The 23,508-nt window shown below is 73.0% G+C and carries 20 protein-coding genes and 1 riboswitch; of the genes, 11 read left to right on the plus strand and 9 right to left on the minus strand.

Going from position 1 to position 23,508, the window contains the following annotated elements; translation table 11 throughout:
• The first annotated feature begins 205 nt into the window (after positions 1–205).
• The 4 genes from ACWD4A_RS31350 to ACWD4A_RS31365 all read left to right on the plus strand — a co-directional run bounded on the left by ACWD4A_RS31350 (position 206) and on the right by ACWD4A_RS31365 (position 5,839).
• Entirely contained in the window at positions 206–1,120 is a 915-nt protein-coding gene (locus tag ACWD4A_RS31350; protein WP_451199203.1) for a hypothetical protein, read from the plus strand.
• Positions 1,121–1,278: 158 nt separating this feature from the next.
• Positions 1,279–3,786, plus strand: a complete 2,508-nt coding sequence (locus ACWD4A_RS31355) for a helicase-associated domain-containing protein (RefSeq protein ID WP_451199204.1) — start codon at positions 1,279–1,281, stop codon at positions 3,784–3,786.
• A gap of 72 nt (positions 3,787–3,858) precedes the next feature.
• A complete protein-coding gene (locus tag ACWD4A_RS31360; protein WP_451199206.1) occupies positions 3,859–5,508 on the plus strand; it encodes a DNA repair helicase XPB in 1,650 nt (549 codons plus the stop codon).
• A 49-nt stretch (positions 5,509–5,557) separates the two neighbouring features.
• Positions 5,558–5,839 carry a type II toxin-antitoxin system RelE family toxin gene (locus ACWD4A_RS31365; protein ID WP_451199208.1) on the plus strand — a complete coding sequence of 94 codons (282 nt, stop codon included), beginning with the start codon at positions 5,558–5,560 and terminating at the stop codon, positions 5,837–5,839.
• Between the two features lie 42 nt (positions 5,840–5,881).
• On the opposite strand, the gene ACWD4A_RS31370 is transcribed toward ACWD4A_RS31365, so the two are convergent.
• A complete protein-coding gene (locus tag ACWD4A_RS31370; protein WP_451199210.1) occupies positions 5,882–6,016 on the minus strand; it encodes a hypothetical protein in 135 nt (44 codons plus the stop codon).
• Between the two features lie 298 nt (positions 6,017–6,314).
• Here ACWD4A_RS31370 and ACWD4A_RS31375 point away from each other — a divergent pair, with 298 nt between their 5' ends.
• The gene (locus ACWD4A_RS31375) at positions 6,315–8,375 is read left to right on the plus strand and encodes a HelD family protein (RefSeq protein ID WP_451199212.1); all 2,061 of its coding nucleotides are present in this window, start codon (positions 6,315–6,317) and stop codon (positions 8,373–8,375) included.
• Between the two features lie 192 nt (positions 8,376–8,567).
• On the opposite strand, the gene ACWD4A_RS31380 is transcribed toward ACWD4A_RS31375, so the two are convergent.
• On the minus strand, positions 8,568–10,115 hold the full coding sequence (locus tag ACWD4A_RS31380; RefSeq protein WP_451199214.1) for an FAD-binding oxidoreductase: 1,548 nt from the start codon (positions 10,113–10,115) through the stop codon (positions 8,568–8,570).
• Between the two features lie 169 nt (positions 10,116–10,284).
• Positions 10,285–10,980, minus strand: a complete 696-nt coding sequence (locus tag ACWD4A_RS31385) for a copper homeostasis protein CutC (protein WP_451199216.1) — start codon at positions 10,978–10,980, stop codon at positions 10,285–10,287.
• 58 nt (positions 10,981–11,038) lie between these two features.
• Between ACWD4A_RS31385 and ACWD4A_RS31390 the strand changes: the two genes are divergently transcribed.
• Positions 11,039–11,698: an HD domain-containing protein gene (locus ACWD4A_RS31390; RefSeq protein WP_451199219.1), complete on the plus strand. Its 660-nt coding sequence runs from the start codon at positions 11,039–11,041 to the stop codon at positions 11,696–11,698.
• Between the two features lie 225 nt (positions 11,699–11,923).
• Here the strand turns inward: ACWD4A_RS31390 and ACWD4A_RS31395 are convergent, their stop codons facing one another.
• Together ACWD4A_RS31395 and ACWD4A_RS31400 are read right to left on the minus strand one after the other, a co-directional pair.
• Positions 11,924–12,205, minus strand: a complete 282-nt coding sequence (locus ACWD4A_RS31395; RefSeq protein WP_451199221.1) for a DUF4031 domain-containing protein — start codon at positions 12,203–12,205, stop codon at positions 11,924–11,926.
• Positions 12,202–12,561, minus strand: coding sequence for a hypothetical protein (locus ACWD4A_RS31400; RefSeq protein ID WP_451199224.1), 360 nt, complete (start codon positions 12,559–12,561; stop codon positions 12,202–12,204). The genes ACWD4A_RS31395 and ACWD4A_RS31400 overlap by 4 nt, the downstream gene beginning before the upstream one ends.
• 63 nt (positions 12,562–12,624) lie before the next feature.
• Between ACWD4A_RS31400 and ACWD4A_RS31405 the strand changes: the two genes are divergently transcribed.
• From ACWD4A_RS31405 to ACWD4A_RS31415, 3 genes are all read left to right on the plus strand, one after another.
• Entirely contained in the window at positions 12,625–13,596 is a 972-nt protein-coding gene (locus ACWD4A_RS31405; protein WP_451199226.1) for a MurR/RpiR family transcriptional regulator, read from the plus strand.
• A gap of 34 nt (positions 13,597–13,630) precedes the next feature.
• Positions 13,631–14,566, plus strand: a complete 936-nt coding sequence (gene murQ, locus ACWD4A_RS31410) for an N-acetylmuramic acid 6-phosphate etherase (RefSeq protein WP_451199228.1) — start codon at positions 13,631–13,633, stop codon at positions 14,564–14,566.
• An 83-nt stretch (positions 14,567–14,649) separates the two neighbouring features.
• A complete protein-coding gene (locus ACWD4A_RS31415) occupies positions 14,650–16,119 on the plus strand; it encodes a PTS transporter subunit EIIC (protein ID WP_451199230.1) in 1,470 nt (489 codons plus the stop codon).
• Positions 16,120–16,130: 11 nt separating this feature from the next.
• Here ACWD4A_RS31415 and groL read toward each other — a convergent pair whose 3' ends face one another.
• The 4 genes from groL to thrC all read right to left on the minus strand — a co-directional run bounded on the left by groL (position 16,131) and on the right by thrC (position 20,401).
• Positions 16,131–17,753 (minus strand): chaperonin GroEL, encoded by a 1,623-nt coding sequence (gene groL, locus ACWD4A_RS31420; protein ID WP_451199233.1) that lies wholly within the window; start codon positions 17,751–17,753, stop codon positions 16,131–16,133.
• Between the two features lie 372 nt (positions 17,754–18,125).
• Positions 18,126–18,329: a cold-shock protein gene (locus tag ACWD4A_RS31425; protein WP_451199235.1), complete on the minus strand. Its 204-nt coding sequence runs from the start codon at positions 18,327–18,329 to the stop codon at positions 18,126–18,128.
• A gap of 437 nt (positions 18,330–18,766) precedes the next feature.
• Complete coding sequence (locus ACWD4A_RS31430) at positions 18,767–19,042, minus strand: MoaD/ThiS family protein (protein ID WP_451199237.1); 276 nt, start codon at positions 19,040–19,042, stop codon at positions 18,767–18,769.
• A gap of 84 nt (positions 19,043–19,126) precedes the next feature.
• Positions 19,127–20,401, minus strand: a complete 1,275-nt coding sequence (gene thrC / locus ACWD4A_RS31435; RefSeq protein ID WP_451199238.1) for a threonine synthase — start codon at positions 20,399–20,401, stop codon at positions 19,127–19,129.
• A 17-nt stretch (positions 20,402–20,418) separates the two neighbouring features.
• A riboswitch (SAM riboswitch) is annotated at positions 20,419–20,562 on the minus strand.
• A 154-nt stretch (positions 20,563–20,716) separates the two neighbouring features.
• Here thrC and ACWD4A_RS31440 point away from each other — a divergent pair.
• Positions 20,717–21,667 (plus strand): glucosyl-3-phosphoglycerate synthase, encoded by a 951-nt coding sequence (locus tag ACWD4A_RS31440; protein ID WP_451199241.1) that lies wholly within the window; start codon positions 20,717–20,719, stop codon positions 21,665–21,667.
• A gap of 304 nt (positions 21,668–21,971) precedes the next feature.
• Positions 21,972–23,435: an alpha,alpha-trehalose-phosphate synthase (UDP-forming) gene (locus tag ACWD4A_RS31445; RefSeq protein WP_451199242.1), complete on the plus strand. Its 1,464-nt coding sequence runs from the start codon at positions 21,972–21,974 to the stop codon at positions 23,433–23,435.
• Positions 23,436–23,508 lie beyond the last annotated feature (73 nt).

Raw genomic sequence — 23,508 nt, forward strand, 5'->3', positions numbered from 1 at the left:
GTGAGCCGGGGATGGACCCGGTCCAACCTGGGCTGCGCGCCCCGGACCCCCGGCAACGCGGCGAAGCCGTGTTGCGGGGTCCGGGGCGCAGCCCCGTGCGAACCGGCCCGCACCCGGCAGCGGTGAGAAACCACAACAACCCGGCCAGCCCCGCAGGGAACCGGTACCGTCGGGGGACAAGCGGCTGATGGTTTTAGGGGATTCGGTGGGGATCGAGAGCGATCAGCTTGTTTTTGACTACCTGAGCCGAGTCGGCGACATCGCGCAACGTACCGCGCTCACCTCCGCCGACCGCATGCGCCTGGTCTCCCGGCTGCGCACGGAGATCGAGCGCCGCAGGACGTCCGAGGGCGCGGACACACCCGCCGCCGTCCAGCGCATCCTCTCCGGGCTCGGCACCCCCGACGAGGCCGTCGCCGGTGCCGGCGCCGCGACGGCCGCCGACACCGGCAAGGTGCCCGCCCAGCGCCGCGAGAACGAGCCCGTGCGCACCGCCGTACCGCCGACGCCCGCGTACTTCGAGCCCGCGCCGGAATCGTCGGCCCCCTCCGGGGACGTCCCGGACTGGTGGCGTGTGGACTCCGGGCCGTTCACCCAGGGCGACGGGGGCCATGGGTTCGTCGGCGGCATCGAGATCCCCGAGATACTGAAACCGCCGCCCCGCGAACCGGTGGCGGAGCAGCCCCCGGGGGCTGCCGTCGAGGCGGAGGCGCACGAGGAGACGGAAGAGGCGGAGGAGACCCGCCGCCGCCCGAGCCTGCTGCGCCGCCCGGACGGGGAACCCGTCAGCGTGCTGCTCCTCCTCGTGGCCGCGCTGCTGATCGTCGGCGCGGTGATCGGCAACTGGTTCGTCCTCGCCGGTGGCTGGGCGCTGGCCTACCTCACCCGCAAGCTCTCGCACAACGAGTCGCAGTGGGCCGTCATGGGCATCCCGGGGCTCGCGGTGGGCTGCTGGCTCGTCTGGCTGTGGGGCCGCACGGAAGGCCGCTGGGGAGCCCCCGTCCCGGCGGGCGGCCTGGGCGGCGCCCTCGCCGACACCTGGCCCTGGACGGTCCGCGCCGCGGCCGTCGCCTCGGCCCTCTTCATCGTCTGGCGCTCAAGAAAACCGGGCGGCGGCTGAAGCGCTCTTGAACTCCCGGGCGCGGAAATTCAGCCCGTCCGGCGTTTGAGGACCGGGGTCCGGGGCGGAGCCCCGTGCGAACCGGCCTGCGGCCGACAGACAACAGCAACCACAGACACTGCACCAGCCAAGCGCAGCGGCCCGGTACCGTAAACAGAATGACCACGTCGCGCCGGACCAAGCGCACCAGCGCCCCCCGTACCCTCGCGGAAGAGCTGCGCGCCCGGCCCGACGACGCCCTCGCCGCCCTGCTCCGCGCCCGGCCCGATCTGATCAATCCGGTGCCCGGTGACCTCACCCAGCTGGCCACCCGCGCGGGCACCCGCGCGTCCGTGGTCCGGGCGCTGGAGCGGCTGGACCGGTTCGCGCTCCAGGTCGCGGAGGCGCTGGCCGTCGCCCCGGACCCCTGCCCGTACGCCACGCTGGCCGCGCTGATGGGCGGGGACGCGCCCGACGACCCGCGCGTCGCGCGCGAACTGCCGCGGGCGGTGGCCGCCCTGCGCGGCCAGGCGCTGGTGTGGGGCGGCGAGGACCGGCTGCGGCTGGTGCGCACCGCCCGCGAACTGCTCGCGCCCAGCGCCGCGCACCCCTCCCCCACCGGCCTGGGTCCGTCCGTCGCGGAGGCCACGGCGGGCATGTCCCCGGGCCGCGTCCAGCAGATCATCGCGGCCGCCGGGCTGCCCGCGACCCACGATCCGGTGACGGCCGTCACCGCGCTGACAGAGTTGTTCGAGGACCGTACGCGGATGGCGGCGCTGCTGGCCGACGCGCCCGCCGATGCCACGGCCGTGCTGGGCAGGCTGCTGTGGGGCCCGCCGTACGGCACGGTGACCGCCCATCCGGCCCCGCATCTGCGCTGGCTGCTGGACCGCGGGCTGCTGCTGTCCGCCGGTCCCGGCAATGTGGTGCTGCCCCGCGAAGTGGCCCTGCACCTGCGGGCCGGGCGCGCGCACCGGACGCCCGAGCCGGTCGCGCCGGAGCTCGCGCCGGTCACGGAGCACGCGGAGCGGACGGTGGACGCCGCGGCCGCCGGGCAGGCGTTCACGGCGCTGGCGACCGTCGAGGAGCTCCTCAAGGAGTGGGAGACCAACGGCCCGCTGGTGCTGCGGGCGGGCGGCCTGAGCGTCCGCGACCTCAAGCGGGCCGCGGCCCTCCTGGAGACCACGGAGACGGCGGCCGCGTTCTGGGTGGAACTGGCGTACGCGGCCGGGCTGCTGGCCTCGGACGGCGAGGTCGACGAGCGGTACGCCCCGACGCCCGCGTACGACGACTGGCTCCAGCTGCCCGCCGAGCAGCGGTGGACCCGGTTGGCCACGGCCTGGCTCGCCGCCACCCGTACGCCGGGGCTCGTCGGCGGCCGGGACGCCAAGGCCCGGACGCTCGCCGCGCTCGGCCCCGACCTCGACCGGGGCCCGGCCCCCGAGATCCGCCACCGTGTGCTGGCGCTGCTGGCCACGCTGCCGCCGGGCGCCTCCGTGCCCGCGGACGCCGTCCTGGAGCGGCTGCGCTGGGAGCGCCCGCCGCGCGTCACCAGCGGCCCCGAGGAGGACCTGCGCACCCGGCTCGCCCGCTGGACGCTCGCCGAGGCGGAGCTCCTCGGCACCGTCAACCGGGGTGCCCTCCCCGCCCACGGCCGCGCCCTGCTCCCGCCCGCGGCCGACGACGGGACCGGCCCGGTGCCGCCCGCCTGGCGGCCGCCGGCCGAGGCGGAGCTGGGGGCCGCGGGCGTACGGGCCGCCGCGCTCCTCGCCCCGCTGCTGCCCGAGCCGCTCGACCACGTCCTGCTGCAGGCCGACCTCACCGCCGTCGCACCCGGCCCGCTGCTGCGGCCGCTCGCCCACACCCTGGGCGTGCTCGCGGACGTCGAGTCCCGCGGCGGGGCCACCGTCTACCGCTTCACCCCGGGCTCCGTACGGCGCGCGCTGGACGCGGGGCGGACCGCGGACGACCTGAAGGCGTTCCTCACCGCGCACTCGCGCACGCCCGTGCCGCAGCCGCTCGCCTACCTCGTCGACGACGTCGCCCGCCGCCACGGCCATCTGCGCGTCGGCGCGGCCTCCTCGTACGTGCGCTGCGACGACGAGGCCGTCCTCGCCGAGATCCTCGCCGACCGCCGCTCCGCGCCGCTGCGGCCGCGCCGTCTCGCCCCGACGGTGCTGGCCGCGCAGGCGGCCCCCGACGCGCTCCTCGACGGCCTGCGGGAGATGGGCTACGCGCCGGCCGCGGAGTCCGCGGAGGGCGACGTCCTGATCACCCGCGCCGACGCCCACCGCACCCCGCAGCGCACGGCCCCCGCGCCCGCCCCGGAGGGCCCGCCCGCGCCCGACGCGACACTGCTGGACACGGCGGTACGGGCCATCCGCGCGGGCGACATGGCGGCGACGGCGGAACGCAAGCCGGTGACCTCCGCCGGGCCCGCCCCCGGCGGCCTGCCGCGCACCACGTCCGCGGACACGCTGGCCGCCGTGCAGGCGGCCGTCCTCACCGGCACACCGGTATGGATCGGCTACGTCAACGCGGAGGGCGCGGCGAGCCAGCGGGTGATCGCTCCCGTACGGGTCGAGGGCGGCTTCGTCACGGCCTACGACCACACGGCGGACGAGGTCCGCACCTACCCCCTGCACCGCATCACGGGAGTCGCCGAACTCGCCGACGACCACGCGTAGGCGCCGCAGCGGACCCCGCATTCCCGGGCGCGGCGATACTCTGGACGTTTGGCCGGAAGAAATGGGTGAGGCGTGAACGGACCCCTGATCGTCCAGAGCGACAAGACGCTGCTGCTGGAGGTGGACCACGAGCAGGCGGAAGCGTGTCGTCGTGCCATCGCCCCGTTCGCCGAGCTGGAGCGCGCTCCGGAGCACATCCACACGTACCGCGTCACGCCGCTCGGGCTGTGGAACGCGCGGGCGGCCGGGCACGACGCGGAGCAGGTCGTCGACGCGCTCGTCGCCTTCTCCCGTTACCCCGTGCCGCACGCGCTGCTCGTCGACATCGCCGAGACGATGGCCCGCTACGGCCGGCTGAAGCTGGTCAAGCACCCGACGCACGGGCTGGTCCTGGAGTGCACGGACCGGCCGGTGCTGGAGGAGATCCTCCGGTCGAAGAAGATCCAGCCGCTGGTCGGCGCCCGGATCGACCCGGACACGGTGGCCGTGCACCCGTCCGAGCGCGGTCAGATCAAGCAGACGCTGCTGAAGCTCGGCTGGCCCGCCGAGGACCTCGCGGGCTATGTCGACGGCGAGGCGCACCCCATCGAGCTGCGCGAGGACGGCTGGGCCCTGCGCCCGTACCAGCGGCAGGCCGTCGACGGGTTCTGGCACGGCGGCTCCGGTGTCGTCGTGCTGCCCTGCGGCGCGGGCAAGACGCTCGTCGGCGCCGGTGCCATGGCCGAGGCCAAGGCCACGACGCTGATCCTGGTCACCAACACCGTGTCGGCCCGGCAGTGGAAGCACGAGCTGGTCAAGCGGACGTCGCTGACCGAGGACGAGATCGGCGAGTACAGCGGCACGCGGAAGGAGATCCGGCCGGTCACCATCGCCACGTACCAGGTCCTGACGACCAAGCGGAAGGGCATCTACCCGCATCTGGAGCTGTTCGACTCCCGCGACTGGGGCCTGGTCGTCTACGACGAGGTGCACCTGCTGCCCGCGCCGGTCTTCAAGTTCACCGCCGACCTCCAGGCCCGCCGCCGGCTCGGGCTGACCGCCACCCTGGTGCGCGAGGACGGCCGCGAGTCCGACGTCTTCTCGCTCATCGGCCCCAAGCGGTTCGACGCGCCGTGGAAGGAGATCGAGGCGCAGGGCTATATCGCCCCCGCCGACTGCGTCGAGGTCCGCGTCAACCTGACGGACAGCGAGCGGCTCGCCTACGCGACGGCGGAGCCCGAGGAGAAGTACCGGTTCTGCGCGACGACCGCGACCAAGCGGCGGGTCACGGAGGCGCTGGTCGCCAAGCACAAGGGCGAGCAGACCCTCGTCATCGGCCAGTACATCGACCAGCTCGACGAGCTCGGCGAGCACCTGGGCGCGCCCGTCATCAAGGGCGAGACCACCAACGCGCAGCGGGAGAAGCTCTTCGACGCCTTCCGCGAGGGCGAGTTGAGCGTGCTCGTGGTGTCGAAGGTCGCCAACTTCTCCATCGACCTTCCCGAGGCGACCGTCGCCATCCAGGTGTCGGGCACCTTCGGCTCGCGCCAGGAGGAGGCGCAGCGGCTCGGCCGCGTCCTGCGGCCGAAGGCGGACGGGCACGAGGCGCGCTTCTACTCCGTCGTCGCGCGCGACACCGTCGACCAGGACTTCGCGGCGCACCGGCAGCGGTTCCTGGCGGAGCAGGGGTACGCGTACCGGATCGTGGACGCGGATTCCCTGCTCGCGGGCGAGGACGCGTAGCGGATCGGTAGGCTGGCCGGAGTCCCACACCACGGCAAGGAGGGCCGCCATGCCTCATCAGGACATCTACGAGGTGCTGTACACCGAGCCGGCGGCCCGCGACCGGGACCGGCTGGACCCGGCGCGCCGGGCGTCCTTCGAGAAGGCCGTCGAGATCCTGGCGCGCGATCCCTACACGGAGCTGTCGCGGTCCATCGGTGTGGGCGAGCAGGACCGGGAGATCCGCCTCACCTCACAGATCGTGGCGGAGTACATGGTGTCGCGGGGCCGGCTGCTGCTCGTGGTGCTGCGGATCTTCGACGACGCGGACATCCTCCTGGCGGAGGACTGACCCGGGCCCGTCCGGAAGCGGACCGGACCGGGCGGCGCGTGTTCACACGCGCCGCTCGTCCGCGTAGTGCCCGAGGAGAACGACGCTGACGGCCGCGCCGGTGAACGCCTTGATCACCCGGAGGGCCGAGGCGAAGGAGAAGGGAGTGGTGTCCGGGGTGACGGATGCGGTGGTCATGTCCTCCATGATGGTTTCCGGACGCCCCCGCCACATCGACCTGCCGGTGTAAACGTGACAGCGGCTCCGTACGACCCAGGGCCCATGCCGACCCCTACGGAAGTGGGATCACGACCCTGAGAAGGGCCAGGGGCACCCGGCACCCGTCCCCGGACGGTCGAAAAACCATTCGCGTGCCGTTCCCGCGCTGACTACAATCGCCCGTCCTGCCGCCTCCCGCACGCTACGGGAGCGCCCCCGTCCGGACGGAAACCGGCGGGATCCCGCTCGTCCACAGCACTCTCCCGGAGGCCATGCCGTGCCCGCGCAGCAAGTGACCGACACCGAAGCTCCCCTCGAACGCGAGCGCGCCCACCTCTCCTCCTCCCGGGCCGCCCTGCGCGCGATGCGCGCCGACGTCGAGTCGCTGGACATCAAGGACGTCACGGCCAACTGGGTCAACGCCGCCGTCCTGCAACGGCAGATCGACGACCGCATCACCGCCCTCGCCGACCTCGCCCACACCCCGCTCTTCTTCGGCCGCCTCGACTATCTGCATGCCCCGGGGGCCGATCAGGCCGAGGGCGCAGAGGGCGAGCGCTTCTATATCGGCCGTCGGCACGTCCATGACGCCGACGGCGACCCGATGGTCATCGACTGGCGCGCGCCGGTCTCCCAGCCGTTCTACCGGGCGTCCAAGAAGGACCCGATGGACGTGCGGACGCGCCGCCGTTTCGGTTACACCGGCGGCGAGTTGACCGCGTACGAGGACGAGGACCTGACGGACCGCGCGGACGACGGGCGGACCAGCCGGCTGCTCCAGTCCGAGATCGAGCGGCCGCGCGTCGGCCCGATGCGGGACATCGTCGCGACCATCCAGCCCGAGCAGGACGAGATCGTGCGCGCCGGGATCGGCGGCACCGTGTGCGTCCAGGGTGCCCCCGGCACCGGGAAGACCGCCGTCGGCCTGCACCGCGTCGCCTATCTGCTGTACGCCCACCGGGAGCGGCTCGCCCGCACCGGTACGCTCGTCATCGGGCCGAACCGGTCCTTCCTGCACTACATCGAGCAGGTCCTGCCCGCCCTGGGCGAGTTGAACGTCGCCCAGGCCACCGTCGACGACCTCGTCGCCCACGTCGAGGTGCGCGGCACCGACACCGCCGCCGCGGCCGGCGTCAAGGGCGACGCCCGGATGGCCGAGGTGCTGCGGCGGGCCGTGCGGTCCGGGGTGACCATGCCGGTCGAACCGTTGGTCGTGGTCCGCGGCTCGCGCCGCTGGCGGGTCCCCGCGTACGAGATCGAGGAGATCGTCCGCGAGCTGCTCGACCGCGACATCCGCTACGGCGCCGCCCGGGACGCGCTGCCCCAGCGGATCGCGCACGCCGTCCTCGTCCGGATGGAGGCCGCCGGCGAGGCCCCCGACGACCGGGTGCAGGACGCGGTGGCCCGCAACGCCGCGGTCAAGGCCGTCGTCAAGACGGTCTGGCCCCAGGTCGACCCCGCGAAGCTGGTGCTGCGGCTGCTCTCCGACGCCGGGTTCCTCGCCGAGCACGCCGCGGGCGTCCTCGCCCCCGAGGAGCAGACCGAGATCCTCTGGGCCAGGCCCGCCCGGAGCGTCAGATCCGCCAAGTGGTCCGCCGCCGACGCCGTGTTGATCGACGAGGCCGCCGACCTCGTCGCCCGCACGCCTTCGCTCGGGCACGTCGTGCTCGACGAGGCGCAGGACCTGTCCCCCATGCAGTACCGCGCCGTGGGGCGCCGCTGCACCACCGGATCCGCCACGATCCTCGGCGACATCGCCCAGGGCACGACCCCTTGGGCGACGCGTTCGTGGACGGAGGCCCTCTCCCACCTGGGCAAGCCCGACGCCTCCGTCGAGGAGCTCACCCAGGGCTTCCGCGTGCCCCGGGAAGTCATCGCCTACGCGTCCCGGCTGCTGCCGTCGATCGCGCCGGAGCTGCGCGAGGCGACGTCCGTGCGGGAGGCCGCCGGCGACTTCACCGTGCGGGCCGTGGCCGACGGGGAGTTGGACGCCGCCGTGGTCGCCGCTTGCCGTGCCGCTCTGGAACGGGAAGGGTCCGTCGGGCTGATCGCCGCCGATGCGCGGGTTCCCGCGCTGGGGGCCGCGCTGGCCGCTGCCGGGCTGGCGTTCCTCGAACCCGGCGAGGAGACCAGTGCCGCCGCTCGGCTGACCCTGGTTCCCGCGACGCTGGCCAAGGGGCTGGAGTACGACTATGTCGTGCTGGACGAGCCGATGGCGGTGGTGGAGGGGGAGCCGGATTCCCGTACGGGGTTGCGGCGGTTGTATGTGGCGCTGACCCGTGCCGTTTCCGGGCTGACGGTTCTTCATGCTCGGGGTCTGCCCGGGGAGTTGGCTTAGGTTTTACAGGTTGGGTGCGGGTTTGTTTTGTGCCCGGGGTGGTCGGGCCGGGGGCGTGTCCTCCGGGCCGGCGGTCCGTACCGCAGTGCCATTGCTGTGAGGCGTATTGCGTGCCCCCTTCCGGCACCGCGGTCCGGACCACCACCCTCCGGCCCCACCCCCTCCGCCGGATGTCGGCCGCGCGTCCGACCGTCAGGTACGTGGCTCGATCGACAGCGCGTGGCGGAACACGTTTCGCGGGTCCCACCGGGCCTTCACTTCCTGGAGGCGCCGGTAGTTGTCCTTGTAGTAGAGCGTGTGCCAGGGCACTTCGGAGGTGTTCCAGGTGGGGTCGGCGAGGTCGGCGTCCGCGTAGTTGATGTAGGAGCCGTCGCTGACCTCACCGGGTACGGGTACACCACCGGTGTCGGCGTAGACGTCGCGGTAGAAGGCCCGGATCCAGGCCAGGCGGTCCGCGTCGTCCGCCGGGTCCGCCCAGGTCGTGTGGTAGACCGCCTTCATGACCGCGTCGCGCTGGGCGACCGCCGTGTCCTGTGGCCGCACCGCGTTGACCTGGCCCCCGTAGCCGACAAGCAGCATGCCACCGGCCGAGGGGCCGGTGGAGTCCGTCAAGTAGCGGTAGATGGTGGACAGTTGGGTATCGGTGTACGAGCGGCGCAGATAGGCGGCCTTGTCCTTGTAGCGGCGGGTGACCACGTCGCCGGGCTCGCCGGTGCCCGGCCAGGTCATCCGGTGCAGCCAGGGCATCGTCAACGGGGAGTTGGCGGCCGGTTCGACGCCGGTGCCCGCGGTCACGGCGGTGACGAGATCGTCCACCATTCCTCGGACGTTCGGGATGTCCGCGTCGGCCTGTACGACCATCGAGATGCCCTGGGGGCCCCGGTGCGACGGCATGAGGATCGCGTACAGGCCGGTGGCCGGCGAGCCGGGCGCGCTGTTGTGTTCGTGCCAGATCCCGAAGTTGCGCAGCAGCGTGACGAACGCCTGCTCGGTCATCTTCCGGTCCCAGTCCCAGTGGACCAGGCGCCCCAGCGCCTCGCGGGGCGAGGGCGGCAGCAGGCGGGACGGGTCGGTGCCGGTGGCGCCGGGTGAACGCAGCAGGTAGCGGGTGACGATGCCGAAGTTGCCGCCGCCACCGCCGGTGTGCGCCCACCACAGGTCACGGTGCGGGTCACCGGGCTCGCGGGTGGCCACCACCGCGCGGGCGGTGCCGTCGCGGCCGACGACCACCACCTCCACGCCGTACAGGTGGTCCACGACCGAGCCGTACCGGCGGGAGAGGGGCCCGTATCCGCCGCCGGCGAAGTGTCCGCCCGCACCCACCTCCGGGCAGCCGCCTGCCGGGATCGTCACCCCCCAGCCCTTGAACAGGGTCCGGTAGACCTGCCCGAGGGTGGCCCCCGGCTGCACCGTGAACGCGCGCCGCTCGGTGTCGTAGCCGACCGCGTCCATGGGTGACAGGTCCACCAGCATGCGTACCGCCGGGTCGGCGGTGAAGTTCTCGAAGCAGTGGCCGCCGCTGCGTACCGCGACCCGGCGCCCGGAGCGCACGGCGTCCGTCACCGCCCGCACCACCTGACCGGTCGTCCCGGCTACACGGATCTCGTCCGGGCGGCCCACGAAGCGGAAGTTGTTGCCGCGCAGCAGGCCGGCGTACCGGCGGTCGTCCGGGCGGACGGTCACCGGCCCGAACGACGTGGGCTCCCGCCCACCCGCACCGGTGGCCGCGGCGGCGGGCACAGGGGCCAGTGCACTGCCCGCCGCCATCGCGCCCGCCGTCGCGAGAAGCGCGCGGCGATTGACTGAGTTGCGGTCCGTTCTCTCCAAGGTGAGCCCCCCGGTCCGGCGGCGCGGCCTGAACAGCCAGAAAAGTACACGCGCGAACCGGGTACGTCAGCACCTTCAGCGTTCAGTCCAGTGCCTTGCGCCAGACCGCCACCGCGGCCGGGGAGACCGGGGCCGTCCAGCCTGTCGGGCGGGCCGCGCCGCCGATGTGGAAGCCCGAGATGCCCGCGTTCAGGAGTGGCGGTACGTGTTTGAGCTGGAGGCCGCCGCCTACGAGGATGCGCGGTTCGTAGCCGGGCTCGGCGCCTCGGGCCGCCTCGGCGAGGAGGGTGGCGAGGCCGTCGTCGACGCCGGACGCGGAGCCCGCGGTCAGGTAGGTGTCCAGGCCGGGGAAGTCGGCGAGCTGCTTGCGCAGCGCGTCCCGGTCCGCGGCGCGGTCGATGGCGCGGTGGAAGGTCCACCGCGCCCCCGGACCGATCGCCTCGGCGAGGGCGGTGACGGCGGCGAGGTCGGCCCGGCCGTCGTCGGTGAGGAAGCCGAGGACGAACTCGTCCGCGCCCTCGGCGGCCAGCGCCCGCGCGGCGTCGCAGAGCGCGGACAGGTCCGCCGCGTCGCCCGCCGAGAAGCCGTCGGTCGCGCGCAGCATGACGCGCACGGGAATCGATACGGCGGTCCGGACCGCGGCGAAGGTCTCGACAGCGGGCGTGAGCCCGTCCGCGGCCATGTCGGTGACCAGTTCGAGGCGGTCCGCCCCTCCGGCCTGGGCCGCCACCGCGTCCTCGGGGGTGAGCGCGATGACCTCAAGAATTGGTCTAGACATGTACCACAGGGTGCCACACGCGCCCGACGACTCAAAAGCCGTGCTCCACAATTGGCCCATGGCACACACGCCCGAGCACCCGTCCGGACCCGCCCTGCGCGCCCGCTGGCGGGACACCGTCGCCCGCTCCCGCGACACCGCCGCCCCGGACCCCGCGCCGTACGCGGACGACCTGCTGCGCCGCTGGTCGGAACCGCAGCGCCGGTACCACACGGTCGATCACCTGGTGGCCGTCCTGGACCGCGTGGACGAGCTCGCGGCCCATGCGGAGGACGCGGATGCCGTGCGCCTCGCGGCGTGGTTCCACGACGCCGTCTACCGCCCGGACCGCTCCGAGAACGAGGAGCGCAGCGCGCACCTCGCGGAGCGCGCCCTCCCGGAGCTGGGGATCGGCGCGGCGCGCACGGCGGAGACCGCGCGGCTCGTACGGCTGACGGTCACGCACGACCCGGCGCCGGGCGACCGCAACGGCGAGGTGCTGTGCGACGCGGACCTGGCGGTCCTGGCCGGCGCGCCGCAGGAGTACGCGGCCTACGCGGCAGCCGTCCGCGAGGAGTACGGCTTCGTGCCGGACACCGCCTTCCGCGAGGGACGGTCGGCCGTCCTGCGCCAACTGCTGGGACTGCCACACCTGTTCCGGACACAACTCGCCCAGGAACGCTGGGAACCCACGGCCCGCCGCAACCTCACCACGGAACTGGAACTGCTGACGGCCTGACGCCGACATCCGGCGGAGGGGGTGGGGCCGGAGGGTGGTGGTCCGGACCGCGGTGCCGGAAGAGGGCACGCGATGCGCCTCACAGCAATGGCGCCGCGGTACGGGCCGCCGGCCCGGAGGACACGCCCCCGGCCCGACCACCCAACGGCCCCAACGGAGCCGCACCGCGATACGGACCCCAGGCCCGACGGCCCCGGGCACGGAACGAACCCGCGGCCAAGCCCCCTACCGCGGCTGCCCGCCCGAGGGCCCGTGCTTCGGCCTGCGCAGTCCCGCCGTCACCAGCAGCCGCACCAGTTCCTTGCTGCCCACCTCGCGCGCGCCCAGCCGTACGGCCTCCGCGTACGACGTCGAGGGGATGTCGTAGTGGTCGTGGTCGAAGGCGCGCGGAGGCGCCCCGAGGCGCGCCGCGAAGGTGTGCAGCTCCTCGTACGACACGTCGCTGACCAGGTGCGACCACATACGGCCGTGACCGGGCCAGGTCGGCGGGTCGATGTAGAGGGTCACCGCAGCGCCGTTCCCAGTGACCCCACGCGCGCCACCAGCACCGCCTGCTTGGTGCAGGCCCAGTGCGGGTCGGGTCCGAGCTCCGGCTCGACCTCCAGCGCGTGCGGGTCGCCGGAGTCGGTGCAGACCGGGCAGAGCGGCCAGCGGCCGTGCCGTTCGAGCAGGGCGTCCTGGACGTCCTGCGCTATCAGCCCGACCACGTACGAGGCGCCCTCCGGCCACTGCTCGACCCACCACCGCCGGTGGACCACCGCGTCCTCGACGAGGGAGACGACGTCGGCCTCCGCCACGTCACCGGCCACGAGGTCGGCGAGGACGAGGGCGCGCGCCGCGTGCAGTGCCTGTTCGAGCTCCATATGGTCCATTGTCCGGGACGCGGAGGGTTGACGGCTCACCCTCCCGAAAATACCTTTCACAGCGTGAGCAGCAAACTGAAAGAAACTTTCACGACAGGCTCCACGACTCCGGCCACGACCCGGGACGGCACCCGGGACGGCGCGCCGGCCGTCCCTCCCCCGGCCCCCGGCGCCCTCGCCGCCAAGGTCCGTACGCTCGCGCCCTCGATGACCCGCTCCATGCAGCGCGTCGCCGAGGCCGTGGCGGGCGATCCGGCGGGCTCCGCGGCGCTCACGGTCACCGGCCTCGCGGAGCGCACCGGCACCAGCGAGGCCACCGTCGTCCGCACCGCCCGCATCCTCGGCTATCCGGGCTACCGCGACCTGCGGCTCGCGCTCGCGGCGCTCGCCGCCGAGCAGGCGGCGGGCCGGGCGCCCGCGATGACGGCCGACATCGCCGTGGACGACCCGCTCGCCAGCGTGGTCGCCAAGCTCGCCCACGAGGAGGCGCAGTGCCTCGCGGACACCGCCGCCGGGCTGGACACCGCGCAGCTGGAGGCCGCGGTCGGCGCGCTCGCCGCGGCCCGGCGCATCGACGTCTACGGCATCGGCGCGTCCAACCTCGTCGGCCAGGACCTGGTGCAGAAGCTGCTGCGCATCGGCCTGATCGCGCACGCCCCCGCCGACCCCCACCTGGCCGTCACCAACGCCGTGCAACTGCGCGCGGGCGACGTGGCGATCGCCATCAGCCACTCGGGCGGCACCACCGACGTCATCGAGCCGCTGCGGGTCGCCTTCGAGCACGGCGCGACGACGATCGCGATCACCGGCCGCCCGGACTGCGGCATCGGCCAGTACGCCGATCACGTGCTCACCACGTCCACCGCCCGGGAGAGCGAGCTGCGCCCCGCGGCCATGTCGAGCCGCACCAGCCAGCTCCTCGTGGTGGACTGCCTGTTCATCGGGGTGGCCCAGCGCACGTACGAGAGGGCCGCGCCCGCCCTGTCCGACTCCTACGAAGCCCTCGCCCACCGGCACGACCCGCAGCACCGCTGAGCCGCCCGGTCCCCGTCATGGAAAGGCGCCGCCCATGAACTCGCCCGCCCACGCGGCACTCCGCGCGGAGCTCGCCTCGCTCACCACCGAGGCGTTCCGCCCCGAGCTCGCGGACATCGACCGGCTGCCCACACTCGACATCGCGAAGATCATGAACGGGGAGGACGCCACCGTCGCCGCCGCCGTCGCCGCCCGGCTCCCCGAGATCGCGGCCGCCATCGACGCGACCGCGGCCCGCATGGCGCGCGGCGGGCGGCTCCTCTACGCGGGCGCCGGTACGGCCGGGCGGCTCGGGGTGCTCGACGCCAGCGAGTGCCCGCCGACCTTCAACACCGATCCGGCCCAGGTCGTCGGGCTGATCGCGGGCGGCGCGCCCGCGCTGGTCACGGCGGTGGAGGGGGCGGAGGACCGCCCGGAGCTCGCCGCCGGGGACCTGGCGGAGCTCGGCGTCGGGCCGGCCGACACGGTCGTCGGCGTCTCGGCGTCCGGCCGCACCCCGTACGCCCTCGGCGCCGTGACGCACGCGCGGGCGGCGGGCGCGCTCACCATCGGCCTGTCCTGCAACGCCGGTTCGCCGCTCGGCGCGGCCGCCGAGCACGCCGTCGAGGTCGTCGTCGGCCCCGAACTCCTCACCGGCTCCACCCGGTTGAAGGCGGGCACCGCGCAGAAGCTCGTCCTCAACATGCTGTCGACCATCACCATGATCCGGCTCGGCAAGACCTACGGGAACCTGATGGTCGACGTGCGCGCCTCCAACGAGAAGCTGCGCGCCCGCTCGCGGCACATCGTCGCCCTGGCGACCGGGGCGTCCGACGCGGAGACGGAGGCCGCGCTCGCGGAGACCGGCGGCGAGGTGAAGAACGCCGTCCTCGTCGTCCTCGGCGGCGTCGACGGGCCCACCGCGGCCCGGCTGCTGGAGGAGTCGGGCGGCCATCTCCGCGCGGCCCTCCGCGCCGCCACGGGAAGCTGACCGCCCGGGGGGACCGACCGTCTGGGGGGCCGACCGTCCGGGGGGGGATCCCGTTACGAGCCTTCCGGAGCGAGCCTCATACCATGGCAGCACACGACAACCCCGCGGAGACGGCCGCCGCCCTCCTCCCCCTGCTCGGCGGCGCCGGGAACATCGTCTCCGTCGAGAACTGCATGACCCGCCTGCGCCTGGAACTCCGGGACGGCTCCCTCGTCCGGGACGAGGAGTTGCGTGCGCTGCCCGCCGTGCTGGGCGTGGTCGAGGACGGCACGGCGTACCAGGTCGTGCTCGGGCCGGGCGCGGTCGCGCGCGTGGCGCCCGCGCTGGAACGGCTGGCCGCGGCGTCCCGCGCGGCACCCGTCACCGCCGAAGGGCTCGCCGGGCGGGGCGCGGCACTCCGGGCGGAGCGGGCCGCGCGCAACGCCACGCCGGGCAAGCTGTTCCTGCGCCGGATCGCCGCCGTCTTCGTCCCGCTGATCCCGGCGCTGATCGGCTGCGGCATCGTCGCGGGCCTGGGCGGCCTGCTGGCCAACTCCCGGCTGCTGCCCGGCCTCGCGCCCGCGCTGACGGCCGTGGCCTCGGGCTTCATGTCGCTGATCGCGGTGTTCGTCGGCTACAACACGGCCAAGGAGTTCGGCGGCACACCGGTCCTGGGCGGCGCGGTCGCGGCGATCACGGTGTACGGGGGCGTCGGCAGGGTCACCGCGTTCGGGGAGCGGCTGGTGCCCGGCGAGGGCGGGGTGCTGGGCGCGCTGGCCGCCGCGCTGCTGGCCGTACGGCTGGAGAAGTGGTGCCGCGGCCGGGTGCCGGAGGCCCTGGACGTGCTGCTCACCCCGACGCTCACGGTGCTGGTGACGGGCCTGGCCACGCTGTACGGGCTGATGTACGCGGCGGGCCGGGTGGCCGGGGCGATCGGGCACGGCGCCGACCGGCTGCTCGCCGACGGCGGCGCGGCCGCGGGCTTCGTCCTGGGCGGGCTGTTCCTGCCGCTGGTGATGCTGGGCCTGCACCAGGCCCTGATCCCGATCCATACGACCCTGATCCAGCAGCAGGGCTACACGGTGCTGCTGCCCATCCTGTCCATGGCAGGCGCGGGCCAGGTCGGCGCGGCGCTGGCGGTCCATGTCCGGCTGCGCGGCGCGGCGGTGCGGCGGACCATCCGTTCCGCGCTGCCCGCGGGGCTGCTGGGCATCGGCGAGCCGCTGATCTACGGGGTGTCGCTGCCGCTGGGGCGGCCGTTCGTCACGGCGTGCGTGGGCGGCGCGTTCGGCGGCGGCTTCATGGGCCTGCTCAACCAGCTGGGCGACAAGGTGGGAGCCACCGCGATCGGCCCGTCGGGCTGGGCCCTCTTCCCCCTGCTCCAGGGCAACCACGGCCTGTCCAGGGCGGCGACGGTCTATGCGCTGGGGCTGCTGGTGGGCTACGCGACGGGGTTCGCGGCGACGTACGCCCTCGGCTTCGGGCGGGGCACGCTCCACGAGCTGAACGCGCCGAGGGCGGCACCCCCTTCACAGGGAGTGCCGCCCTCGGCGTACAGCGTTCAGGACGAGTGATCCGGTACGGATCAGAAGTCCATGTCACCGCCCGGCATGCCGCCCGGAGCGGCCGCGGCGGCCTTCTCCGGCTTGTCGGCGATGACGGCCTCGGTGGTGAGGAACAGCGCCGCGATGGAGGCGGCGTTCTGCAGCGCGGAGCGCGTGACCTTGGCCGGGTCGATGATGCCCTCGGCGATCATGTCGACGTACTCGCCGGTCGCGGCGTTCAGGCCGTGGCCGACAGCCAGGTTGCGGACCTTCTCCACGACGACGCCGCCCTCGAGACCACCGTTGACGGCGATCTGCTTCAGCGGGGCCTCCAGGGCCAGGCGCACGGCGTTGGCGCCGGTGGCCTCGTCACCCTCGAGCTCCAGCTTCTCGAACACCGCGGAGGCCTGGAGCAGGGCCACGCCACCACCGGCGACGATGCCCTCCTCGACGGCCGCCTTCGCGTTGCGAACGGCGTCCTCGATGCGGTGCTTGCGCTCCTTGAGCTCGACCTCGGTCGCGGCACCGGCCTTGATGACGGCCACGCCGCCGGCCAGCTTCGCGAGGCGCTCCTGGAGCTTCTCGCGGTCGTAGTCCGAGTCGCTGTTCTCGATCTCGGCACGGATCTGGTTGACGCGGCCCTGGACCTGGTCGCTGTCACCGGCACCGTCGACGATGGTCGTCTCGTCCTTGGTGATGACGACCTTGCGGGCGCGGCCGAGCAGGTCGAGACCGGCGTTCTCCAGCTTGAGGCCGACCTCCTCGGAGATGACCGTGCCACCGGTGAGGATGGCGATGTCGCCGAGCATGGCCTTGCGGCGGTCGCCGAAGCCCGGGGCCTTGACGGCGACGGACTTGAAGGTGCCGCGGATCTTGTTGACGACCAGGGTCGACAGGGCCTCGCCCTCGACGTCCTCGGCGATGATCAGCAGCGGCTTGCCGGACTGCATGACCTTCTCGAGGAGCGGCAGCAGGTCCTTGACCGAGCCGATCTTCGAGTTGACGATCAGGATGTACGGGTCGTCGAGCGACGCCTCCATACGCTCCATGTCGGTGGCGAAGTACGCCGAGATGTAGCCCTTGTCGAAGCGCATACCCTCGGTGAGCTCCAGCTCCAGACCGAAGGTCTGGGACTCCTCGACGGTGATGACGCCTTCCTTGCCGACCTTGTCCATGGCCTCGGCGATGAGCTCGCCGATCTGGGTGTCGGCGGCGGAGATGGAGGCGGTGGAGGCGATCTGCTCCTTGGTCTCCACGTCCTTGGCCTGCTCGAGCAGCGCGCCGGAGACGGCCTCGACGGCCTTCTCGATGCCGCGCTTCAGGGCCATCGGGTTGGCACCGGCGGCCACGTTGCGCAGACCCTCGCGGACCAGCGCCTGGGCGAGGACGGTCGCGGTCGTCGTGCCGTCACCGGCGACGTCGTCCGTCTTCTTCGCGACCTCCTTGACCAGCTCGGCGCCGATCTTCTCGTACGGGTCCTCGAGCTCGATCTCCTTGGCGATGGACACACCATCGTTGGTGATCGTGGGGGCGCCCCACTTCTTCTCGAGGACGACGTTGCGGCCCTTGGGGCCGAGGGTGACCTTGACGGCGTCGGCGAGCTGGTTCATCCCGCGCTCGAGACCGCGCCGTGCCTCCTCGTCGAACGCGATGATCTTGGCCATGTGAAGTGGTCCTCCCAGGACTGGGGTGGATTGCTCCGGACCGCGCTGGCGCCCGCGACGGACGGCCCACGGGCCCGGCGGTTCCTTGCCCCGCCCGACTCGCCGACCTCACCGACGGTCCAAATCTGTCACTCTCACTCGGAGAGTGCTAACGCCAATGATTAGCACTCGACCCACCCGAGTGCAAGCGGTCTGGGGAAGTACACACCGTCAGTGGCACCGGGGGCACCTCCCAGCGATAGCTGGGGGCGCAAGCGGTCTGGGGAAGTACACACCGTCAGTGGCACCGGAGGACGCACGAGGGGCCCGTACCCTGCGTGCGGGTACGGGCCCCTCGGCGAGCTGAGCGAGCCGGTGGTCGATGCGCCGAGGTCAGACGTGCACCTTGACCATGTCCGCCTGCGGCCCCTTCTGGCCCTGCGAGATCTCGAACTCGACTCGCTGACCCTCCTCGAGGGTGCGGTAGCCGTCCATCTGGATCGCGCTGTAGTGGACGAAAACATCCGCACCACCGTCGACCGCGATGAAGCCGTACCCCTTCTCCGCGTTGAACCACTTGACGGTGCCCTGAGCCATGCCTAACTCCCCTATTACTGGCCCTTGCGCAGGACCGCACTTCGCGGACCCGGGTCAGACCTCACCCCCAGGACACTCCCCCGCCGGCGGCGTGGGGAATCCCGTTGGTGTGCGCCGGAACGCGTCGACCGCGGCTGAATGTATCTGCACGGATGCCGTCTGCAACAGGTCACTCGGACGAGAATTCCCGGCACGATCGATTGCCGAAATACGGCTAACTCCGGGGGATCCAGGGCAAGTCGGGCCGGGCATAGCACTAGCAACCCGACAATTTGCACACACAGTTCGCGCACAACTTGACGGGTTCTCATAGGCGTTCGGCACTGACGCCGGAGGGGGATCGCCCCAACTGTATCGCGCTCAACAGACGGAATCGCCCCGTCCACTTCGCGGACGGGGCGATTCCGGGGGCCTTTCGGAGGAAGCCTTCGTAAAGGTCAGCCTCCGGCGACGGCGGGAATGATCGAGACGCCCGCACCGTCGGGGGTGGGGGTCGCCAACCCGCCCTCGAATCGCACGTCGTCGTCATTGACGTACACGTTCACGAACCGCCGCAGCTTCCCGGCCTCGTCGAGTACGCGGGCGGCGATGCCGGGGTGGTTCTTCTCCAGATCGGCGATCACCTCGCCGAGAGTCCCGCCCTCGGCGGGCACTTCGGCCTTGTCACCGGTGTAGGTGCGCAGGATGGTGGGAATGCGAACGCTGACGCTCATGGGGTCACCTTCGGTTGATGTCGACTGAGGGAAGGGCGGGGCAGGTGAGGCAGATGGAGGGAAGGAACGGCGGGCGGCCGCGCCTCACAGCCCCGCGGCGCGGAACGCGTCCAGCGAAGGGCGGATCGTCGCCGTCGGCCCCGCCGCCACCGCGTCCAGGGTCTTGAGCCCGTCCCCCGTGTTGAGCACGACCGTCGTCAGCGAGGGGTCGAGGACCCCGTCCTCGATCAGCTTCCGGGTGACGCCGACCGTCACCCCGCCCGCCGTCTCCGCGAAGATCCCCTCCGTCCGGGCCAGCAGCCGGATCGCGTCCACGACCTCCGCGTCGGTGACGTCCTCGACCGCCCCGCCGGTCCGCCGGGCGATGTCGAGCACGTAGGGCCCGTCGGCGGGGTTGCCGATCGCGAGGGACTTCGCGATCGTGTCCGGCTTCACGGGCCGTACGACGTCGTGCCCGTCCTTGAACGCCCGGGAGACCGGCGAGCAGCCCGCCGCCTGCGCACCGAAGATCCTGTACGGCCGGTCCTCGACCAGTCCCAGCGCGATGAGCTCCTTCAGCCCCTTGTCGATCTTCGTCAGCTGGGAGCCGGACGCGACCGGCACGACGATCTGGTCCGGCAGCCGCCAGCCGAGCTGTTCGCAGATCTCGTACGCGAGGGTCTTCGAGCCCTCCCCGTAGTACGGGCGGAGGTTGACGTTGACGAAGCCCCAGCCCTCGCCGAGCGGGTCGCCGATCAGCTCGGAGCAGAAGCGGTTCACGTCGTCGTAGGTGCCCTCGATGCCGACGAGGTCGCCGCCGTAGACCGCGGCCATGACGACCTTGCCCTGCTCCAGGTCGTGCGGGATGAAGACGCAGGACTTGAAGCCCGCGCGGGCCGCCGCGGCGCCGACCGCGCCCGCGAGGTTCCCCGTCGAGGAGCAGGACAGGGTGGTGAAGCCGAAGGCGCGCGCCGCCTGGACGGCGATGGCGACGACGCGGTCCTTGAAGGAGTGCGTGGGGTTGCCGGAGTCGTCCTTGACGTACAGGCCGCCGGTGACGCCCAGTTCGCGGGCGAGGTTGTCGGCCTTGACCAGCTCGGTGAAGCCGGGGTTGAGGCCGGGCCGCTCCGCGACGTCGGCGGGGACGGGCAGCAGCGGGGCGTAGCGCCAGATGTTCGCCGGGCCCGCCTCGATGCGGCGGCGGAGTGCCTCGGGGTCGCCGGTGGGGAGCTCGTACGCGACTTCGAGGGGGCCGAAGCAGTCGGCGCAGGCGAAGAGGGGACCGAGGTCGAAGCGCTCGCCGCACTCGCGGCACGAGAGGGCGACGGCGGGACCGAACGCGACAGAGGTGCTTGAACTTTCGACAGACTGCACAGCCATGGAGGCGAGGCCCTTTCTCCTCATCTTCCCCGTGGCGGAGGTCGCCACGAGACGGAATTGGCACCTTCCCCGCCGGGAGCCTCGCGTCGAACGACGAAAGACCGGCTGGAGGGTTGCCGGGGCTTCAACGGGCCGTGTCCCTCTGCCCCTCTGGATGAGCGGTATGGCACTGGGCGGAGCCCAGGCGTTTGTGCGCGCGGCGACCCCGACATATGTCGGCGTCCGGCGTTGTTCAGACTGTAACCGAAGGCGCGGACACCGAAGACAGTCGTCCGTACCGCGAGATAGGTCACACAGGGCAGAGGAGTCGGGCACGTGCTGGAAGAGGTGGAGCGCTGGCTGGACCGGCGGTCCTGGTCCGTCGGAGACCGTCCGCTCGACCAGCTGCTGGCGGCCAAGCGGGCGTCCGGCACCACGGTCAGCGTGGTGCTGCCCGCGCTGGACGAGGAGGCCACGGTCGGCGACATCGTGGCCACGATCCGGCGCGAGCTGATGTCGGAGGCGGTGCCCCTGGTGGACGAGCTGCTGGTGCTCGACTCCGGGTCCACGGACCGTACGGCGGAGGTGGCCGCGGCGGCCGGGGCGCGCGTGGTGCACCGGGACACGGTGCTGCCCACGCTGCCCGCGGTACCCGGCAAGGGCGAGGTGCTGTGGCGGTCGCTGCTGGTGACGAGCGGTGACGTCGTCTGCTTCGTCGACGCCGACCTGCGGGACTTCTCGGCCGATTTCGTGACGGGGATCGTCGGGCCGCTGCTGACGGACCCCGGGGTGCAGTTCGTGAAGGCGATGTACGACCGCCCGCTGGGCGAGGTGGCGGGGCAGGGCGGCCGGGTGACCGAGCTCGTGGCCCGTCCACTGCTGAACCTCCACTGGCCGCAGCTGGCCGGCTTCGTCCAGCCGCTGGGCGGGGAGTACGCGGCCCGCCGCTCGTTGCTGGAGCGCCTGCCGTTCCCCGTGGGGTACGGGGTGGAACTGGGGCTGCTGGTGGACGCGCTGCACACGGTGGGACTGGACGCGCTGGCGCAGGTGGACGTGGGGGTACGGGTCCATCGCCACCAGGACGGGCGCGCCCTCGGGCGCATGGCCGCCGCGATCTACCGCACGGCGCAGTTGCGGCTGGCGCGGGGCCATCTGGTGCGGCCGGTACTGACCCAGTTCGAACGATCGGAAGAAGGGGGCTTCGCCCCCCGCTCGTACCCGGTCGACACGGAGGAGAGGCCTCCGATGCGCGAAATCCCGGAATACGTCCACCGCCGAGCGGCGTAGCCCGCCGGGGCGGAGCCTCGGCCCCGAACCGCGCTCCGCGCGGTGTCCTCAAACGCCGGACGGGCTGGATTTCGCGGACGGTGGCTTTAATCTGCGGGCTTGCAGGTTGCGGAGCACGGCCGGCACATCCAGCCCGTCCGGCGTTTGAGGACGCGGCCGCAGGCCGCTCCCGCCGCAGGCGGCGAACCGGCCCGCAGCCGGAGACCAGGCGCAGCCCGGCAGGGCGCCCCGCCGCAGGCGGCAACGGCCGGGTACCCAGTGCGGCAAACGTTTGAACGGCTAGACGCGCGGCAAGGCTGGCCACATGGTCGCTGAGCACATGCAGCCGCACATGCACGCCGCGCGGATCGTCGTCGCCTCCAACCGCGGCCCGGTCTCGTACAAGCTGACCGACGAGGGCCGGCTGACCGCCGGGCGCGGCGGTGGCGGTCTGGTGTCCGGGCTCAGCGCAATAGGGCACGACGCGAGCGCCGTATGGGTGTGCGCGGCGCTCGGCGACGGCGACCGCGAGGCGGCGCGGCGCGCGGGCCGAAGACTCGACGCCGAGGACACCGGCGGTCACCTGGTGCGCATGCTGGACATCGCCCCGGACACCTTCGCCGCCGCCTACAACGGCGTCGCCAATTCGGTGCTGTGGTTCATCCACCACCTGCTGTACGAGACGCCGCTGGCGCCCGTCTTCGACGCGGACTTCCGCCGGCAGTGGGCGGCGTACGAGGCGTACAACACGGCCTTCGCGGACGCGATCGCCGAGGAGGCCGCGCACGGCGCGGCCGTGCTCGTGCAGGACTACCACCTGACCCTGGTGCCGGGCCTGCTCCGGGCGCGCCGCCCGGACCTGCGCATCGGCCACTTCTCGCACACCCCGTGGGCGCCGCCGGACTACTACCGGCTGCTGCCGGACGACGTGGCGGAGCAGGTGCTGCGCGGTGTGCTGGGCGGCGACCGCGCGGCCTTCCTCACCGAGCGCTGGGCGGACGCGTTCGCCGACTGCTGCGAGAAGGTGCTGGGGGCGGAGGTGGTCCGCGGGACGGGCGGGACGGCGGTCCTCTTCGAGGGGCGGACGGTCCGGCTCGGGGTGCACGGGCTGGGCGCCGACGCGGACTTCCTGCGCGAGCGGGCCCACCGGGCGGACGTCGAGGAGCGGCTGGCCGCGCTCCGGGAGCAGATCGGGCCGGACCGCAGGACGATCGTCCGGGTGGACCGCACCGAGCTGTCCAAGAACATCGTGCGCGGCCTGCACGCGTACCGGCGGCTGCTGGAGGACCACCCCGAGTGGCGGGGCAGGGTCGTGCACATCGCCTTCGCCTATCCCTCGCGGCAGGACCTGCGGGTCTACCGCGACTACACGGCGGAGGTGGAACGGGTCGCGCGGGACATCAACTCCACGTTCGGCACGGCCGGCTGGGAGCCGGTGGCCCTGCACGTCAAGGACGACTTCGCCCGCTCCCTCGCGGCCTACCGGCTCGCGGACGTGGCCCTGGTCAACCCCATCCGCGACGGCATGAACCTGGTCGCCAAGGAGGTGCCGGTGGTCTCCGACCACGGCTGCGCGCTGGTCCTCTCGCGGGAGGCGGGGGCGGTGGCGGAGCTGGGCTCCGAGGCGCTGGTCGTGAACCCGTACGACGTGGAGGCGACTTCTCGTGCGTTGCACGAGGCGTTGCGGATGGACCCGGCCGAGCGGCTGCGGCGCTCCCGCCGCCTGGCGGCGGCCGCGACCGCCCTCCCGCCGGCGCAATGGTTCCTCGCCCAGCTGAAGGCCCTCTGAGCCCGGCGGCGCAGCAGTTCGGAGGCGGCCTCGCGGTAGGCGTCGCTGGCCGCCGCCGCGAGGCCCTCGTTCA

The sequence above is a fragment of the Streptomyces sp. NPDC002537 genome (assembly GCF_053594975.1).

Coding starts and splice junctions, on each gene's coding strand:
- ACWD4A_RS31355 (WP_451199204.1), top strand. CDS start 1,279: ATGACCACGTCGCGCCGGACCAAGCGCACCAGCGCCCCCCGTACCCTC.
- ACWD4A_RS31365 (WP_451199208.1), top strand. CDS start 5,558: ATGCCTCATCAGGACATCTACGAGGTGCTGTACACCGAGCCGGCGGCC.
- ACWD4A_RS31370 (WP_451199210.1), bottom strand. CDS start 6,016: ATGACCACCGCATCCGTCACCCCGGACACCACTCCCTTCTCCTTCGCC.
- ACWD4A_RS31385 (WP_451199216.1), bottom strand. CDS start 10,980: ATGTCTAGACCAATTCTTGAGGTCATCGCGCTCACCCCCGAGGACGCG.
- ACWD4A_RS31390 (WP_451199219.1), top strand. CDS start 11,039: ATGGCACACACGCCCGAGCACCCGTCCGGACCCGCCCTGCGCGCCCGC.
- ACWD4A_RS31400 (WP_451199224.1), bottom strand. CDS start 12,561: ATGGAGCTCGAACAGGCACTGCACGCGGCGCGCGCCCTCGTCCTCGCC.
- murQ (WP_451199228.1), top strand. CDS start 13,631: ATGAACTCGCCCGCCCACGCGGCACTCCGCGCGGAGCTCGCCTCGCTC.
- ACWD4A_RS31415 (WP_451199230.1), top strand. CDS start 14,650: ATGGCAGCACACGACAACCCCGCGGAGACGGCCGCCGCCCTCCTCCCC.
- groL (WP_451199233.1), bottom strand. CDS start 17,753: ATGGCCAAGATCATCGCGTTCGACGAGGAGGCACGGCGCGGTCTCGAG.
- ACWD4A_RS31425 (WP_451199235.1), bottom strand. CDS start 18,329: ATGGCTCAGGGCACCGTCAAGTGGTTCAACGCGGAGAAGGGGTACGGC.
- ACWD4A_RS31430 (WP_451199237.1), bottom strand. CDS start 19,042: ATGAGCGTCAGCGTTCGCATTCCCACCATCCTGCGCACCTACACCGGT.
- thrC (WP_451199238.1), bottom strand. CDS start 20,401: ATGGCTGTGCAGTCTGTCGAAAGTTCAAGCACCTCTGTCGCGTTCGGT.
- ACWD4A_RS31445 (WP_451199242.1), top strand. CDS start 21,972: ATGGTCGCTGAGCACATGCAGCCGCACATGCACGCCGCGCGGATCGTC.